The 16,710-nt window shown below is 66.7% G+C and carries 14 protein-coding genes; 7 read left to right on the top strand and 7 right to left on the bottom strand.

Annotated features, from left to right (window positions below):
• Window positions 1-151 precede the first annotated feature (151 nt).
• The 3 genes from ABZ004_RS25930 to dxs all read right to left on the bottom strand — a co-directional run bounded on the left by ABZ004_RS25930 (window position 152) and on the right by dxs (window position 4,848).
• A complete protein-coding gene (locus ABZ004_RS25930; protein WP_355683596.1) occupies window positions 152-1,444 on the bottom strand; it encodes a hypothetical protein in 1,293 nt (430 codons plus the stop codon).
• A 172-nt stretch (window positions 1,445-1,616) separates the two neighbouring features.
• Window positions 1,617-2,993, bottom strand: coding sequence for a hypothetical protein (locus tag ABZ004_RS25925; protein ID WP_355683594.1), 1,377 nt, complete (start codon window positions 2,991-2,993; stop codon window positions 1,617-1,619).
• A complete protein-coding gene (gene dxs, locus ABZ004_RS25920) occupies window positions 2,953-4,848 on the bottom strand; it encodes a 1-deoxy-D-xylulose-5-phosphate synthase (protein WP_355683592.1) in 1,896 nt (631 codons plus the stop codon). Before dxs ends, ABZ004_RS25925 begins: the two co-directional genes overlap by 41 nt.
• A 158-nt stretch (window positions 4,849-5,006) precedes the next feature.
• On the opposite strand from dxs, the gene ABZ004_RS25915 reads away from it, so the two are divergent.
• A complete protein-coding gene (locus ABZ004_RS25915; protein ID WP_355683590.1) occupies window positions 5,007-5,519 on the top strand; it encodes a DUF402 domain-containing protein in 513 nt (170 codons plus the stop codon).
• An 808-nt stretch (window positions 5,520-6,327) separates the two neighbouring features.
• On the opposite strand, the gene ABZ004_RS25910 is transcribed toward ABZ004_RS25915, so the two are convergent.
• Window positions 6,328-8,118, bottom strand: a complete 1,791-nt coding sequence (locus ABZ004_RS25910) for a LamG domain-containing protein (protein WP_355683588.1) — start codon at window positions 8,116-8,118, stop codon at window positions 6,328-6,330.
• A 100-nt stretch (window positions 8,119-8,218) separates the two neighbouring features.
• Complete coding sequence (rfbB, locus tag ABZ004_RS25905; protein WP_355683586.1) at window positions 8,219-9,217, bottom strand: dTDP-glucose 4,6-dehydratase; 999 nt, start codon at window positions 9,215-9,217, stop codon at window positions 8,219-8,221.
• Window positions 9,218-9,271: 54 nt separating this feature from the next.
• Between rfbB and ABZ004_RS25900 the strand changes: the two genes are divergently transcribed.
• Window positions 9,272-9,766: a DUF402 domain-containing protein gene (locus ABZ004_RS25900; RefSeq protein ID WP_355683585.1), complete on the top strand. Its 495-nt coding sequence runs from the start codon at window positions 9,272-9,274 to the stop codon at window positions 9,764-9,766.
• On the opposite strand, the gene ABZ004_RS25895 is transcribed toward ABZ004_RS25900, so the two are convergent.
• The gene (locus ABZ004_RS25895) at window positions 9,763-11,280 is read right to left on the bottom strand and encodes a CocE/NonD family hydrolase (RefSeq protein WP_355683583.1); all 1,518 of its coding nucleotides are present in this window, start codon (window positions 11,278-11,280) and stop codon (window positions 9,763-9,765) included. The two genes, ABZ004_RS25900 and ABZ004_RS25895, sit on opposite strands and share 4 nt — an antisense overlap.
• A 107-nt stretch (window positions 11,281-11,387) precedes the next feature.
• On the opposite strand from ABZ004_RS25895, the gene ABZ004_RS25890 reads away from it, so the two are divergent.
• Genes ABZ004_RS25890 through ABZ004_RS25880 form a run of 3 tightly spaced genes read left to right on the top strand, consistent with a single transcriptional unit; the run spans window position 11,388 to window position 14,300 of the window.
• Window positions 11,388-13,331 carry a Na+/H+ antiporter gene (locus tag ABZ004_RS25890; RefSeq protein ID WP_355683581.1) on the top strand — a complete coding sequence of 648 codons (1,944 nt, stop codon included), beginning with the start codon at window positions 11,388-11,390 and terminating at the stop codon, window positions 13,329-13,331.
• The gene (locus tag ABZ004_RS25885; protein ID WP_355683579.1) at window positions 13,331-13,747 is read left to right on the top strand and encodes an HIT family protein; all 417 of its coding nucleotides are present in this window, start codon (window positions 13,331-13,333) and stop codon (window positions 13,745-13,747) included. The genes ABZ004_RS25890 and ABZ004_RS25885 overlap by 1 nt, the downstream gene beginning before the upstream one ends.
• Before the next feature lie 55 nt (window positions 13,748-13,802).
• Window positions 13,803-14,300, top strand: a complete 498-nt coding sequence (locus ABZ004_RS25880; protein WP_355683577.1) for a hypothetical protein — start codon at window positions 13,803-13,805, stop codon at window positions 14,298-14,300.
• A 77-nt stretch (window positions 14,301-14,377) separates the two neighbouring features.
• Here the strand turns inward: ABZ004_RS25880 and ABZ004_RS25875 are convergent, their stop codons facing one another.
• Complete coding sequence (locus ABZ004_RS25875) at window positions 14,378-14,935, bottom strand: HEAT repeat domain-containing protein (protein WP_355683575.1); 558 nt, start codon at window positions 14,933-14,935, stop codon at window positions 14,378-14,380.
• Between the two features lie 81 nt (window positions 14,936-15,016).
• Between ABZ004_RS25875 and ABZ004_RS25870 the strand changes: the two genes are divergently transcribed.
• Together ABZ004_RS25870 and ABZ004_RS25865 are read left to right on the top strand one after the other, a co-directional pair.
• Entirely contained in the window at window positions 15,017-15,643 is a 627-nt protein-coding gene (locus tag ABZ004_RS25870; RefSeq protein ID WP_355683573.1) for an RNA polymerase sigma factor, read from the top strand.
• Window positions 15,640-16,701 (top strand): hypothetical protein, encoded by a 1,062-nt coding sequence (locus ABZ004_RS25865; RefSeq protein ID WP_355683571.1) that lies wholly within the window; start codon window positions 15,640-15,642, stop codon window positions 16,699-16,701. The genes ABZ004_RS25870 and ABZ004_RS25865 overlap by 4 nt, the downstream gene beginning before the upstream one ends.
• The last annotated feature ends 9 nt before the right edge of the window (window positions 16,702-16,710 follow it).

Genomic DNA, 16,710 nt, shown 5'->3' with positions numbered 1-16,710 from the left:
CACTCAGCGTCACGACAGCCGGCCGGAGGGCAAAATCCACGGCGACGGTCCGGTTACCCAGATCGGCCCCGGCCGATGCGCCCGGCCCCGTTTAGTTGACACATCGTTGCCTCGGACAGCGTTGGCACAATCGTTGCCCCGGACAGCAAGGTCAGCGCGGCGGGTGGTAGTCCTTCAGCGCGAGCCACAAGGACGCCTCGGTGAACCCGGTCCTGGTCAGCAGGATCCGGTCCCGGGCCGACTGGTCGGTGCCGCTGCGGGCCAGGTCCTCGTAGAGGTCCTCGACCGGCTGCAGCCCGATCCGGGAGACCAGGAAGCGCACGGCCAGCCAGCTCACGCCGTACACGTCGGTGTTGGTCTGGTAGAAACCGGCGTCGGTCGGCAATGCGTTCAACGTCGGCAGCGCGTCGTCGATGACCTCCTGCTCCCACTTGCTGACCTCGCCCGGTCCGCTGATCGCCTCGATGCCCCGCCAGGAGACGTACTCCGCGGCGCCCTCGGCCAGCCAGAGCGGTTCGTACCCGCCGAGATCCGCGGTCGCGACGTGAGTGATCTCGTGCGACAGCAGGATCTCGTCGACCCGGTCGCGCTCCTTCGGGTTCACCACGATGTAGGCGCCGGCCACGGTGCCGTCGGCCGAATCCTCGCCGGGCAGCGAGGAGAACGTCGACCCCGCGCTGGCGGCCGACTCGATGTCCTCGTCGGCGAACCGCGCATCGCGCACATCGTTGTCGTCGAGCGCCGCGATGAGCACCGAACCGCGCCACTTCCGGGGCCAATAGGCCGCGACCTCGGTCAGCGCCTCCGACGCCTCGGTGACGATCGCCCGGCCGCGCGCGGTGTCGCCCTTGTCGACCAGCACCATCACCCGGGGCCCCCGATGCACCTCGAGCCGGCCGAGATCCCAGGGCTCCTGGTGCGCGCCGGGCCCGAGATCCTTGTCGAGATCGTTGTCGGCGGCGATGATCCAGCGGCCGCCGCGATTGACGAAGCTGTAGCCGAGCTCGGTGTAGACCGGCAGGACGTCGACGTTCGGGATCTGGTAGCGCATCAGGACGCGGACCAGGTACGTCGTGGAGCCGTGCGCGCGGACCGCGGCGGCGTCGAAGCGCTCCTCGGCCTGGTTGTAGTCGATCTGGCCGAAGCCGATCTCGACCAGGTTCGCGAACAGCACCTTCTGCTGCTGGCGGAGCTTGGTGTTGGCCGGGTCGATGTCCTGCAGGAACAGCCTCTCGTTGCCGATCCGGACCGCGCGCGACCGGCGCAGCAGGATCGTGTCGACCGCGACCCGCCGGGCAGCGATGGCCGCGGCGGTCTTGGTCGGCGGGCTGGTCCCCTGGTTCGGATGCTTCGGCGGGGTGGCGGTGGCCACCGGCCTGGCCCGGGCATCCTGTTCCCGGTCGTGGACGGCATAGCCGACGCCGCCGCAGACCAGGGCGACCACGACAAGAAGGCCCAGCCAGCGGCGGGGCCCGTGGGGCGGAACCTGAGCGCCTGGCGGGCCGGCGCTAGGTGTTGTGAAACTCACGTCGGGTCGATTCCTCCGGTCCGCCCGTCTGCTACAGCCCGGCTACCCTACTCGGTCGAGGCCGGTCTGGGGCAAACACGGCGTGCCCCTACTTGGCCGCTGCTGCCCTGAGGACCTGGAAGAGACCCGCTTCGGTGACGCCGACATGCTCGGTCATGATCCGGTTGCGCTCGGCCTGCGTCGTACCGAGGGCTGCCATCTCCTGGTAAAGGGTGGAGACCTCCGTCCCGCCGTACTTGTGGAACAGGTAGTCCATCGCCAGCCAGGACAACGGATAAGAACTCGACGCATTGTCGAAGAAGGTTGCGTCGGCCGGAAGTCCCTTGGCCTTCGTCAGGTACTTCGTCCGCACCCTCGCCTGGTACTTGTCGAGCGCCAGATCCGGCGCGCCGTCCATCGGCAGGAATTCGACGTACGTCGCGGCGCCCTCCACCATCCAGCGCGGCGCAGAGGCCCCGTACGGCGCGGTCGCCACGTGCGTGAATTCGTGCGCGAGCGTGCGGGCGTCCACCTTCGTCCGGTTGCGCGGGTTGATCACGACGTACGAGTCGGCCCGCTCCCCCGTCCCGGTCACCTCGCCGGGCAGCGTCCGGTAGACCCAGGTCGCCATCGCGAGCGCGTCCTCGGCGTTCTTCGGCAGCGAATAGTCAGCGCCGCGGACGACCTTGTCGTCGAGGGCGATGACGAAACCGGAGCCGGTCCAGCCGCCGGGCCAGCTCTTGCTGACGGCCTTCACCGCGCTGACGGCCTTGGCGACGAGGCTGGTGGCGAGCGCGTCCTGGTTCTGCTCGACGACCACGAGCACGCGCGGACCACGCTTCACCAGGACGCTCCCGGTGTCCCAGGCCTCTTGGTGCGATCCACGCGGCAGCAGGTGATCGAGGTCGGTGTCCGAGACGAGCATCCAGTGGCCGTCCGGGCGTTTGGTGAAGGTGTAGCCGAGCATGGTCCGGACGGGCACCGGGTCGATGCCCTCGATCTGGTAGGCCATCGCGACAGCTACGGCGTACGTCGAAGGTCCGTACTTGTCCACCAGTGTTTGGTCGAACTGGTCCCGGAGCCGCTCGTAGCCGAGTTTGGCGAACCCGAACTGGCGGAGGTTCTCGAACAACACCCGCTGCTTGGCAAGCAACGTCTTGTTGCCCTGGTCCACGGTGGCGAGGAACTCGGCCTCGTGGTTCTGCTGGACCGCCTGCGCCCGGGTCTGGAGGAGCTTGTCCACCTCGGCGGCCCGGGCGGCGACGTCCGGCGTACCGGAGGCGCCGTTCGAGGCAGCCTGGGAGCTCTCCGGGCCGTTGGAGCGGGACTGGTGCAGGGCCAGTCCGCCGGCGACTGCGGTGGCGACGAGAACCAGCGAGAGGAACAGCGGCCAGGCCCGCTGATGCCGGGAAGCCGCCGAATGGCGGCCCCTCGCCGGCTCCGCGTCAGGCCCCGCCGGGCCTGCCGCTCGCGGTGTCTGGCTCACTGGTGATCGCGTCTCCTTGGTGCTTGGCGATCATCTCGATCACGTCCCGTGCGAGCCCCTGACCGGTCAGCCCGATCTCCTGCAGGATGGCGGGCCGCTTGGCGTGATCGAGGAACTGCTGCGGGATGCCGAAGTCACGGACCGGCGTGCTGACGCCGGCGTCTCTCAGCGCCTGCGAGATCGCCGCTCCACAACCGCCGGCCCGGCCGTTGTCCTCGATCGTGACGACGAACTTGAACGTGCCGGCCAGCTCGACCAATGCCGGGTCGACCGGCTTCACCCAGCGCGGGTCCACGACCGTGACACCGAATCCTTGGTCCTGGAGTCTGGCGGCAACGTCGACCGCCGTGGCAGCCATCGAGCCGATGCCGATGATCAGTACGTCGGTGCCGGTGCGGACCAGGATGTCGGTGGTGCCTGTTCTGTCGATGGCCTCGATGTCGTCGAAGACCTCACCCTTTGCGTACCGCAGTACGGTCGGGGCGTCGTCGACGTCGACGGCTTCGTTGAGCAGCTCCTTGAGCCGCTTGCCGTCGCGGGGTGCCGCGAGCCGCAGCCCGGGGACGACCTGCAGGATCGACATGTCCCACATGCCGTTGTGGCTGGCGCCGTCGTCACCGGTCACGCCGGCCCGGTCGAGCACGAAGGTGACGCCGCACTTGTGCAGCGCGACGTCCATCAGGAGCTGGTCGAAGGCGCGGTTGAGGAACGTCGCGTACAGGCCGACGACTGGGTGCATCCCGCCCATCGCGAGGCCGGCGGCACTCGTCACCGCGTGCTGCTCGGCGATGCCGACGTCGAAGATCCGGTCCGGGAACTCCTGCGCGAACGGCGCCAGGCCGGTCGGGTGCAACATCGCGGCGGTGATCGCGACCACGTCCGGCCGGCGGTGACCGATCTCGATGAGCTCCTCGGCGAACACGTCCGTCCAGCCGCGCGGCTTGTTCTTGGGGCGGACCTGGTGGAAGTTGTCTTCCTCGTCCTGAACGGCGGCGGCGTACCCGAAGCCCTTCTGGGTCACCGCGTGCACGATCACCGGGCCGCCGAACTGCTTGGCCTTGGCGAGCGCGTCCTCCATCGCCTGCCGGTCGTGACCGTTCACCGGGCCGACGTACTTCAGGCCGAGATCCTCGAACATGCCCTGCGGGGCGAGCATGTCCTTGAGGCCCTTCTTCACACCGTGCAGCACCTCGTACATCGGCGGGCCTACGTACGGCGTACGGCCGAGGTTCTTCTTCACCAGGTCGAGGATCTTCTCGTACCGCGGGTTGGTGCGCAGGCTGGTCAGGTGCGTCGCGAGACCGCCGACGGTCGCGCTGTAGGAGCGGCCGTTGTCGTTGACGATGATGACCAGCTTGAGGTCCTTGGCGGCGGCGATGTTGTTCAGCGCTTCCCACGCCATGCCGCCGGTGAGACCGCCGTCGCCGATCAGGGCGACCACGTGCCGGTCTTCTTTCCTTAGCCGGTAAGCCTTTGCCAGGCCGTCGGCGTACGAGAGTGAGGTCGAGGCGTGGCTGTTCTCGACGATGTCGTGCTCGGACTCCTGCTGGCTCGGGTAGCCACTCAGGCCGCCCTGCTGACGGAGCGTGTCGAACTTGGGCGCCCGGCCGGTCAGCAGCTTGTGCACATACGTCTGGTGACCGGTGTCGTAGATCAGCCGGTCCTTCGGCGAATCGAACACCCGGTGCATCGCCAGGGTGATCTCCACCATGCCCAGATTGGGCCCCAGATGACCACCGGTCCGGGACACGGTCTCCACCAGGGTGTCGCGGATCTCCGCGGCGAGTTCAGTGAGCTGATGGTCGGTCAGACCCTTGAGGTCCTCCGGTCCACCGACCGTCTCCAGCACGCGCATCGAGCTCCTCCGCAGGTTGTCCTCGAATGCTTGAGTCTATGCACGGCCGCCCCGTATTCCGAACGCGGAGGGCGTCACTGTGCGTTTCTCACACTTAAGGACGAGCGCCGGGGCGAGCTTGTTCGCTTGTGATGCCCCTCTCACCTACAGTGATCGCCATGGAGCTGGTGAGGACCCTCTTCTGCAAGTACGACGGCACGCCCCACCGCCTCTTGGAAGCCATAAGTCTGGGTGAGGACGAACACGGCCTCTGGACCGGCTCCCTCCCCGGCACCCGAGCCCAACGCGCCGACGGCACCTGGGTCACCATCGACCACCACCGCGTCCGCCTCTTCCCCCGAGGCCAATGGTGGTCCGCCCTCTTCAACGACGAACCCCACGCCACCCTGGTGTACTGCGACATCACCATGCCCGCAGAATTCGGCGTCGACTCCGTCACCGCCGTCGACCTGGACCTAGACGTCCGCCTCCTCCGCGACGGCACCGTAAAAGTCATGGACGAAGACGAATTCGAGCTGCACCAACTCAAGTACTCCTACCCCGCCCAGGTGATAGCCACCGCCCAAGCTACCTGCACCTGGATAGCCGCCAACATCGCCGTGGCCGAACCCTTCACCAGCACCTACAAAACCTACCTAACAAAACTCAAGTCCCTCACCCCAGCCAGCTAGGTATGCAGCGGCTGACTGTCGGCACTCCGCCCGGCCTTCGCTCCCGCTATTCAGCCCGCGCCGCGCTCCAGGCTCACCCACTGGTGGGATCACGACGGGTCCTCTATTTGAGAGGCCAATGTCGCAGCCTCCTGTTCAGTAAATAACGGCGGGCCCCACAGATTCGACCTAGCTTCGTCGAGAAATTCGATGGGTAGTCGAACTCCATACTTCAATACATAGTGGGCAAGATCGGTCCGCCAATACCAACTTCCGTCGGAACGCAATCCGGAAGTCAGAAAGACTTCTTCGCCATCGATTACATCAGATTGAAATCCGATCGTGTATCTGATCGAGGTAGCCCGCACGAGATAAAACGCCACCCGCCGTCTTTCGACTTCATTCAGAATTCCTACAGCGTCTCGAATCGATTCGTACTCAAGCCCGCCATCCCATAGCTCCGCGAAGGTGCCTAGGCGTCTCATTGCTGCGCTGCCCATCCTCCGTCTGGATCGAGGTGAGGGCCTGATGCGCCAGGCGTAAGGTGCGCCCGGGTCATGGCCGCCGATCTGACACTCTGCCCAGGTCCGCCAGATCTGCTTGTCAGCATGGGAGGTCGACCTCGGCTGGTGAAGTCGATGCGGCTGATCGTCGTGGGATCGTGCCAGGCGAGTTCGTAGCAGGTTAGCCAGCGTGCGTACGACGTACTGCAGGGCTCTGGTCGCCGCTTGTCGGTTGTTGGCACCGGGCAACTCTCTCACCGGGTCAGAGGATCTCGGCGGCGGAGGAGCGGGGATGGGGTGCTCCTCCGCCGTCGGGAGTTAGAGGGTCAGCTGCAGTTGGTGGGGTCTAGGTAGGCGGTGCAGAGGGTGGGTTGGGCGGCTGCGCCGGCGTACAGGCGGAGGTCGTCGAGGCGGCCGTTGAAGGGTTTGGTGTTGGTGCGGGAGGTGCCGATCATGGTGGTGCCGCCGCGGGTGGGGATCGCCGGGAAGGCTTGGTTCGAGAAGCCGCGGAGGTCTACTTGGATGGCGAGTTCAGGGTTGACGGAACCGTCCGAGCCGGCGGCGTAGGTGGCGGAGATGACATGCCAGTCGGTGACCGTGTCACGGTCGACGGTGGCGACGGCTGTGGTTTCGGTGGCCGAGGTGGCGTCACCGCGGGCGAAGATCCATTCGCTGGTGGTGGCGTCGACCGGGCGGTACTCGATGCGCCAGGTGTCCTTACCAGAGGTGCCCTGCCGAGCAACGACCATGGACTTCGAGGGGTCACCGATCTTGACGCGGGCGGCGACGGTGAAGCTGGCGCTGCCGTCGATCACGGAGTGGTCGAGGGTCAGGGACTCGCGAGTGTGGCCGGTCATTTCGAGGACTCGCCCGTACTGCGGGTCGTCGACGAAAGCGCCGGCCTGGCTGCCGGTGAAGCCCGCGACGGTCAGATCGGCGCCGCGAACGGCTTCCGGCGTACGCCAGGTGGTGCCGACCCGGGTGGCATTGTCGAGCGGCCAGTACGCCGCCACGCCCGAACTCACCACGCCGCTGCGCAAACGCGAATCGACCAACTCGGGAATCTCGTCAGCCACCAGAACGCGCTGCCAGATGTTGACTTCGTCGAGGGATCCGGCGAAGTAGCCGGTGAAAGCACCGGCGAACTTGCCGCGGCCAACCGTCAGCGGGCCAGCAGCCTTCCATGCCGGAGTGGTCGGCGAGGTGGAGGTCTGCTGCAGGCGGCCGTTGACGAAGAGCTCCAGGTTGCCGGTGGTCGCGTCGTAGGTGCCGGTCAGGTGGGTCCAGGCGGTGTTGACCGGTGCTTCCTTCGAGGACGCGCGATAGAAGGCCGGGTTGGAGACATCAGCTGAGGTGCGCCCGAAGACCCAGCGCTTGCTGGCGGCGTCGTAGTACAGGCCGAAGGCGCTGCTGTTGGTTCCGGTCACGGCAGCGACAACACCGTTCGTGGTGCTGCTCGTCGGGCGGGCCCAAGCCGAGATGCTGAAGCTCTTCGAGGTGTCGACCACTGGCTCGGACGCCTGGGCGAAATCATCCACACCGTCGAATGCGGCGGATCCGTTCACCCGGCCCTTGCCGTCGAAGGCCGCTCCCCCGGTCAAGGTCAGTGGATGTGTGAGGCCGGGACCATCAGCCGCCGTGGTACCGCTGCCGTCGTCGAAAGCCCAGGAACCGATGGGTGCAGGGCGTGGGCCGACGTTGAATCGGAAATACGTCAAGCCGCCGGGCTGCCCGATGCTGCTGACACTCCGCACCTGGAGGGTTTGCAAGGTATCGCTGGTCGGAGTCAGCGTGATGGTGGCTGACGAACCGTCCACAGACCCGTAGGTGGTGTTGAGGTTGTAGTCGAACCGCACCACATCCGCCGAGGTCGCCGTCAGGGTGAACGTCACCGATTCACCCAGTTCTACGATCTCCGGGCACACCGGCTGGTCGAGACAGTTGCCCAACTCAGCACCGTGATAGGTCGCCGTGACCGTGGGCGGACTCGGCGGCACCGGCGGCTCGTCCGCCGCAGCAGCCGAAAGATTTACCCCACCGATGGCCAGCACCAGACCAGCCGCCGCAGCGGTCACACGCCAACTCAGCACGCCACTCAACTTTCCCCACCCAGCCATGCAGCCCTCCCGGCCTTCCAAGCCGCAGGCGAAAGCCGACGGCCGGGCCATCCTTCCGGGGAGGGGATTACTGCGTCCAGCTAGTTGCACCTATGTGCAATTAGCGGCCGAGGAGTTTGTACTTTGCTTCGGCGGCTTGTTTTTGGGGTTTCCACCACGAGGGGTTGGACTTGTACCAGTTGATGGTGGCGGTGAGGCCTTCGGTGAAGTCTGAGTAGCGGGGGGTCCAGTTGAGTTCGGTGCGGATTTTGGTGGTGTTGTTGGAGTAGCGGAGGTCGTGGCCGGGGCGGTCGGGGACGTGCTCGTAGGCGTCGGACGGCTCGTTCATCAGGGTGAGGATTGCTTCGATGATTTGTTTGTTGCTGCGTTCGTCGCCGGAGCCGATGAGGTAGGTCTCGCCCAGGCGGCCTCCTGCGATGATGCGGTGGACGGCCTCGTTGTGGTCGTCGACGTGGGTCCATTCGCGGACGTTCTCGCCGGCGCCGTAGAGCTTGGGCTTGTCGCCGAGCAGGATGTTGGTGATCTGGCGTGGGATCAGCTTCTCGACGTGCTGGTACGGGCCGTAGTTGTTCGCGCAGTTGGAGATCGTCGCGGCCACGCCGTACGAGCGGGCCCAGGCGCGGACCAGCATGTCGGAGCTTGCCTTGCTGGCGGAGTACGGGCTGGAGGGGTCGTACGCCGTCTCCTCGGTGAACTGGTCGACCGAGTCCAGTGGGAGGTCGCCGAAGACCTCGTCGGTGGAGATGTGGTGCATCCGCTTGTCGTGCTTGCGGACCGCCTCGAGCAGGGTGAAGGTGCCGATGATGTTGCTCTGGATGAACGGCGACGGATCGTTCAACGAGTTGTCGACGTGGGATTCGGCGGCGAAGTGGACCAGGACGTCGGTCTCGGCGACGAGCTTGTCGACGAGCGCGGCGTCGCAGATGTCGCCGTGGACGAAGGTGACCTGCTCGGCCACCGACGCCAGGTTGCTCTCGCTGCCGGCGTACGTGAGGGCGTCGAGCACGGTGATCGCCACGTCCGGCAGGCGGCGGACGGTGTCGTGCACGAAGTTCGAGCCGATGAAGCCGGCTCCGCCGGTGATGAGCATCCGTCGCATGCCGCACAGGATAGCTAGCAGTTCAGTGACCGATCACGCCGGTACGGTGACGCCATGCGTAACGTCCGGGTGGTCTACCGCAAGTACGACCAGAGGCTGCATTGGCACCAGTGGATGCTGTATCTGGGCGAGGACCAGTACGGCGTATGGCTCGGCGCGCGGGCGAACTCGGTCTCGCAGCGCGGCGACGAGCCCGAGATGCACCATTCACAGGCGCACGTGCAGTTGTTCCCGCGCGACCGCTGGTTCACGGCGATCTTCAACGACGAGCCGCGGTCGACCGTGATCTACTGCGACATCACCACCCCGGTGACCTTCGGCGAGACCGAATTCACGATGATCGATCTCGATCTGGACGTGGTGAAGAAGCGCGACGGGACGGTGTACGTCGACGACGAGGACGAGTTCGCCGAGCATCAGGTCCAGTTCGGCTACCCGCGCGCCACCATCGAGGCTGCCCAGAAGGAATGCGACTGGCTGGTCCGGGCGGTCCAGACCGAGGAGCCGTTCCTCTCGACGTACAAGACCTACCTCGACAAGGTCCGCTAACGCGCCTCGTGCACGGTCAGGGTGAGGTGGTCGAGTTTCAGCGCGTTGGGAACGCGGCCGTTCTGACCGGCGAACATGTCGGCGACCGGGGAGACTGTTAGGAACAGCGACTTGCCGGCTGGGACGTCGACCGCGATCCCAGGTAGGTCGACCGAGCGGCGGGCGCCACGCACCACCCTTGTCTCACGCAACGGCATCGTGTTGTTCTGGACGATCTTGGCGTCGAGGACAGTGCTGCCCACGCTGAGAGCAAAGAAGGCACCTGCATCAGGAAGCAGGCTGCTGACCTTGGCTCTCAACGCAGGTACGCCGGCCACGGTGATCGGCCCCTTGGCAACCTCGATGTTGATTGGCAGTCCGACGTTCGCCGACGTCACCACCTGGCCGAGCCGGTACTGCTTGTTCGGCTCGAGACTTCGTTGACTCAGGCAACGACCGTCCGCGGTGGCGAGGTGGTAGCCGCCGAAGCCGGTCAGGCCGCTGTGCTCACCCAGCAATTGCAGGTCCATGAACCGCTGCTCCAGCGCCCCGAAGGAAGCGCTGCCGAGGGCGACGGAACAGGGATCCCCCGGCGTGACGAAACCTGGCGGCAGCACGCTGGGCAGAGTGTGGCCGCCGTTGTAGCCGAGGAAGATCGAGCGCGACCGGGCGCGCGGTGTGAGCGCCTGCTGGAAGTTCTCCAGTCCCTGGTTGAGGTTGAAGAGGTTGTCCGAGATGCCCTGACCGAACAGCACCGGAATGTCCAGTCTGCGCCCGTGCGCGACGTGCCAGGCAGGCCCGTTCTTGGCGAAGAACGCGTCGAGATCACGACCGGCCTGCCCGGTCGGCCAGGTGCCGGTCGTCACCAAAGCAACAAACGCCGCGCCCACCGCAGGAGGCAGATGGGTACCACCACCGGCGTACAGGATCGCCAGCCACAGTGTCCGGGCCGCTTCGTCCGGTGCGAGGCTCTGCTTGAGATCCCACCAGGTGATCTCCGGCGCCAGCGCGTCGAACCTCGTTCGCCCACGATCCCGCAGCTCGGTGAAGGCACCGGCGAACTGGTAGCCACCACCGTAGGAACCGCCGATCGCGCCGATCAAAGGATCACCAGCTCGTTGCTTGGTCACCCAGTCCAGCGAGGCGACGAAGTCGACCAGCTTGACCACGTCCCGGCCCTCGAAATCGGGGTTCATCACATGCGCGACGCCGGTGCTCTCGCCGAAACTCCGCTGATCGAAGCTGAGTACGCCGTACCCGGCGTCGAGCCACGACTTGAAGACCGCAGGGTCCTTGGTCCGGCTCCCGCCCCAGCCGTGGCTGTGGAAGATCAATGGAACGGTGTGCCCAGCCGACGCACTCGAGGGTTTGAAGAGCGAGTAGCAGATCTGCACCGGGGTGGCGGTCCCAGGCTCCGGCACGCTCGCCACGCACCCGTTCACCACAACAGGGTCAGCGGCAACCGCCGGAGCAAGCGGCAACAAAGAAGCCACGAGCGCGACAACAACACCGAGCAGAGCTGGACGGCGACTCATCACTACCCCCAGTGATCGATTCCTCTCGATGCGCACAACCTAAACCAGCACACCGACAAGAACCAGGGCTCCGCTGTGAGTGAACGGGGAGGATGAGCTGCGAGACTATGGCCGTGCATATCGCGATCATGGTTGTCGCTCTGGTCGCCGTGGTGGCGGCCGGGGCCGCGCTGGCCCGGCGGGTCGGGGTGTCGGCGCCGCTGCTGCTCGTCGTCATCGGGGTCGCAGCGTCGTACCTGCCCTTCGTCCCGCAGTTCGAGCTGTCCCACGAGGTCGTCCTGGTCGGCTTCCTGCCGCCGCTGCTGTACTCGGCGGCGATCAAAACCAGCCTCGTCGACTTCTCCAAGCACCGCCGGTCCATCGGACTCCTCTCGGTCGGCCTGGTCGCGTTCACCACCATCGGCGTCGGCCTGGTCGCCTACTGGCTGCTCGGCAGCGCCGCCAAGTCGCAGGGCCTCGAGCCCCTCCCCCTCTGGGCCGCCTTCGCGATCGGCGCCGTCGTCGCCCCGCCGGACGCGGTCGCCGCGACCGCGATCGCCAAGCGGGTCGGACTCCCCCGCCGCGTCGTCACCATCCTCGAAGGCGAAAGCCTCCTCAACGACGCCACCGCTCTGGTCGCCCTCCGTACGGCGCTCGCGGCCGGTACCGCGAGCATTGCCCTGCTCAACGGGGAGCACGACGTCCACAACCCGACCCCGTTGAGCGTCGGCCTGGACTTCCTGCTGGCCGCCGGTGGTGGCGTCGCGATCGGTCTGGTCTGCGCGATCGTGCTGGCCAAGGTCCGCAAGCGGTTCACCGATCCGGTGCTCGACACGACACTCAGCCTGACCGCGCCCTTCATTGCCTACATCGCTGCCGAGGAGGTCCACGCGTCCGGCGTACTGTCTGTCGTCGTCACCGGCCTGCTCCTCGGGCACAAGGCACCGATCATCCAGTCGGCCGCGTCGCGGATGTCCGAGCGCACCAACTGGCGGACGTTCCAGTTCCTGCTGGAGAACACGGTCTTCCTGCTGATCGGCCTGCAGACGCGCTGGATCCTCGACGACCTCTCGCACAGCCCGCTGTCGACCGGCACCATTGCGATCGCCACTGTCGGCGTGTTCCTCGCAGTGATCCTGCTGCGACCGATCTGGCTCTTCCCGGTCACCCTGCTGTCCCGCCGTATCCTCGGCCGCTCCCGGCCAGGACCGGTCAGCTGGCAAGCCCTGGTCGTCGTCTCCTGGGCAGGGATGCGGGGTGTGGTCACTCTGGCGGCTGTCTTCATCCTGCCCGAGGAGACGCCGCACCGCGAAGTACTGGTGTTCATCGCACTGACAGTGACCGCTGGAACCCTGCTGTTGCAGGGCTCCACTCTGCCTTGGCTCGTACGCCGGTTGCGCCTGCCCGGCCCTGATCCCGCAGAGGACGCGCTCCAGGAAGCCGCCGTACTCCAAGGAGCACACCGCGCCGCCGAGGCAGAGCTCGATCGCCTGATCACCCCGGACGACCCGCAAGAGGTGATCGCGCTACTCCGCCAGCGGGGCGAGTCCCGGGCCCAGGCGGCCTGGGAGCGACTCGGCCGGCCCGAAACGGAGTACGAGACGCCCAGTGAGGCCTACCGGCGGCTCCGGATCGCCATGCTCGACGCCGAGCGCAGTCACATCCTCAAGGTCCGTGACGACGGTCTGGTCGCTGACGAGGTGCTGCAGCGAGCGCAGATCCAGCTAGATATCGAGGAGTCGATCCTCGACCGCGCCGAGGCCGACGACGTCGGTGGTCAGTCCGAGTCGCTCCGGATCGTGCCGCCGCCGGGCGCCGAGTGCGAGCACCTCGCGCAGGCGCCGTGCGTGCTGACGCCGAACACACCGGAGGGTTGCGAGGAGTGCCTCGCGGTCGGCGGTACGTGGGTGCACCTGCGGCTCTGCCTGCAGTGCGGTCACGTCGGCTGCTGCGACTCCTCCCCCGAACGCCATGCCAGCAAGCACTTCGAGTCCACGCGGCACCCGGTGATGCGGAGCTTCGAGCCGGGCGAGGACTGGCGCTGGTGCTTCATCGACGAGAAACTCGGCTGATGGCCGACTGTCTGTTCTGCTCGATCATCGCCGGCTCCACCCCGGCGCACCTCGTCTACGAGACGCCCGAGATCCTCGGCTTCCTCGACATCCGGCCGGTGTTCAAGGGGCACACCTTGCTGGTCCCGCGCGAGCACATCGCGACGATGGTCGAGCTGCCCGACGAGCTGACCGTGCCACTGTTCGGCGCGGCGCGCTCCGTCGCAGCGGCGGTCCGTACGGCGTACGACGCACAGGGTTCGTTCGTCGCGGTGAACAACGTCGTCTCCCAGTCGGTCCCGCATCTGCATGTCCACGTCGTACCCCGGACGAAGGGCGACGGCCTCCGCGGTTTCTTCTGGCCCCGCACCAAGTACGCCGACGACGCCGAAGCAGCGTCGTACGCCGAAAACCTCCGCGCCGCGCTGTCCGCCTGACCGCAACCTGCCAGCCGAAGCATCGCAGCCTGCTTACTGCTTAGCCTCTGGAACCATGCCGAGTCTCCTGGATCGGCTGATCGTCATCGTAGAACTGCTGCTGGCACTCGGCGCGGACGGTGACGTTCTCAACCACGAGTTGAGGCCTGATGAAATGACCACGCTCAAGCGTCATGTCGACGCCTTGGAGGCCGGCCACCGGCTTCTGGATCGCGAAGGGAACTGGATCGATCCGGAGGTTGCTCGGGTGCCCTATGACGAGCTTCGGGCTATCGACGAACGGTTTGTCGGACCGGCCATGACCAGGCTGCTGCTGAAACGCGGTACCAGCCGGCCGCAGGTGATGCGGCTTGCGATGAAACTGGGGCGGCCGAGGTCCAAGGAGCAGATGGTGGAGCTCTTCCTTCGGTTCGGCGACCCGGACACTGCCGAGGAGTTCCTCAACTCCGGCTCGCGAATCTTCTCGGACGCGGCGAGAAAGTGGGCGGACGATCACAACCACTACGTCCTCGGCCGCCAAGGCAGTGGAAAGTTCAGCTGGGGACGGTTCTGACGCTTGACGGGGTTTCACACTCGCGGGTGACTTCGTGCCTGAGGGCGCACTGCCAGGAGGCTGCGCCCGGCCTGCGCTTAGCGCACATCGCGGTCCAGTCTGTCCTCCAAGCGTTGCAGGGCTCGGTCGACTGCCGCGCGGACGGCGGCATCTGGGTCGTCCGTCAGCTCCTCCAACGCCTCGGCATGCTCGTACTCCCCCGCGGCTCCGACAGCGCGCACTGCGGCGGCCCGCACCCGCGGTAGCTCGTGGCTGAGCATCGGTAGCAGGGAATCGACCAGCTCACCGAGCTCGCGCTGGGCCGTGATCTTTGCGACGTGCTCGCGCACCCGCCACGCCGGGTCGTCGGCTGCGGCCAGCAACGCCTCGACCACGTCGTCCCGCCAGATGTAGAGGAACGCTCGGGCCGCCCAGACCCGCACCCAGTAGTAGTTCACCGGATCGACGGGATGCGCCCAGCCGCCCGGATTCGCACTGCCGGTGATGGCGACCAGCTTCGGCAGCTCGACCCCGAACGCGTCCTCACCCGTGATCTCACCGGTCAGGAGCGCGACGCACCAGTCGATCACGGTGTCCTCACCGTGCTCGGCACAAGCGCCGAGGATCACCTCGCGCGGATGCTCCCGATCAGCCATACGCCCAGTAAAACCGTCAGCCCCGACAATTTCCGCGAACTGACCTGAGACGCCCCGCATACTCCCGGACATGGAGTGGTTATGACGACCACGGGAAGTCCCGAGGCCCCGGCGCCATCCGGTGCCGCGTCGGCGGCGGAACGAAAACCACTTCAGCTTGTGGCGACCGAGGAGGCCAGGTTCCGCGAGCTGTTCGAGGGGCATTTCCGGGACTTGCTCGGCTACGCGCTGCGGCGGGTCGGGTCGCCCGACGACGCTGCCGACGTGGTGGCCGAGACGTTGCTGGTCGCCTGGCGCCGGCAGGACGACGTACCGGTCGACGGCACCGCGCGGCTCTGGCTGTACGGCGTGGCGCGGCGGGTGCTCGCCAACCACCGGCGGGGCGACCGTCGTCGCGACCGGCTGGCCGAGCGGCTCCGCCTGGAACTCGACGAGGCGACGCCGGATCCGGCCGAGCAGGTCGGTTCGGCCGCCGCGGTCCGGTCGGCGATGAACCGGCTGAGCGCCGACGATCGCGAGCTGATCATGCTGACCAGCTGGGAGGACCTCGACCCGAAGGAGGTGGCCGCCGTGCTCGGCGTACCGGCTCGAGTGGTGCGGACGAGGTTGCACCGGGCTCGCAGCCGGCTGAGGAAGTTCCTCGGAGACGCCTTCGAAACTGACGGACATGTACGGGATGACACACGCCCGGCTGAGGAGGAGCGATGAACGACACCGAGCTCGACCGGCTGATCGCCGCGGCCAACCCGTACGACGAGGAAACGGTCCGGCGGTTGCCGATCGACGACGCCGGATCCGAGCTGCTGACGGAGATCCTCACCACCACCGCACCACCCCCCGCCTTGGCCGTGGCTCCGGGTCCGGGGCCGAGGCGGCGTCGACGGGTGGTGCTGCTTGCGGCTGCCGCGGCTGTCGTTGCGGTCGCGGTCGGACTGGTCGGGGCGCTCTTTCCCGTCAGCAACCCGGCCGCTCCGCCGTCGGCCTTCGCGGCGGAGGCGATTGCCGTTGCCGAGAGCAACCAGCGGCTGCTGATCGATGACCCGGCTTGGACAGTGACCTCGATCGGTGAGTTCACCCCCGAGTGGGGTGACTTGAAGTTCATGAAGGACGGGTGGAGGTTCGACATCTCCTGGATGCCGGCCAAGGAGTACACCGGCAGCCTCAAGGAGTACTACGGCCCCAACTACATCGGACAGCCGATCGATCTGCTGGGCCGGCGCGGCTCGATCTTCCAGAGCCGCGGCTTCACCGAGTTCACCGTCGTGATGCCGCCCGTCGGGAACAACTACCTGTCGCTGCGAGCCGACCTTGGGTCGGAGCGGGCCTACCGCGACGTGCTGGCGAAGGTGAAGCAGGTCGACGTCAACACCTGGCTGAGCGCCATGCCGGCCGACACCGTGTTGCCGAACCAGACCAAGAAGACCGTCGACGCGATGATCGCCGACATGCAGCTGCCACCCGGCTTCGACAAGACACGGCTCTACCAGGAGCACCTGATCGACCGGTATGAGCTCGGCGTACGGGTCGCGGGTGCCGTCAGCTGCGCGTGGCTCGACCGCTGGTACGCCGCGCGCAAGGCCGGCGACGCCGCACAGATGAAGCAGGCGGTGATCGCGATGAACGGCAGCCGCCACTGGAAGATCCTGGTGGAGATGAATGGATCCGGAGATTACCCGGAGGAGGTCTGGGGCTGGGCCGATTCGATGGCCAAGAACCTCTACTTCACCCAGGACGGCTATCGGAGCGGACTGGTCTGTCCCCGCTGAGCAAGGCCG

It is taken from the genome of Kribbella sp. NPDC006257, from assembly GCF_040613535.1.
Classification (GTDB): domain Bacteria; phylum Actinomycetota; class Actinomycetes; order Propionibacteriales; family Kribbellaceae; genus Kribbella.
This window is presented reverse-complemented; position numbering and strand designations above follow the sequence as displayed.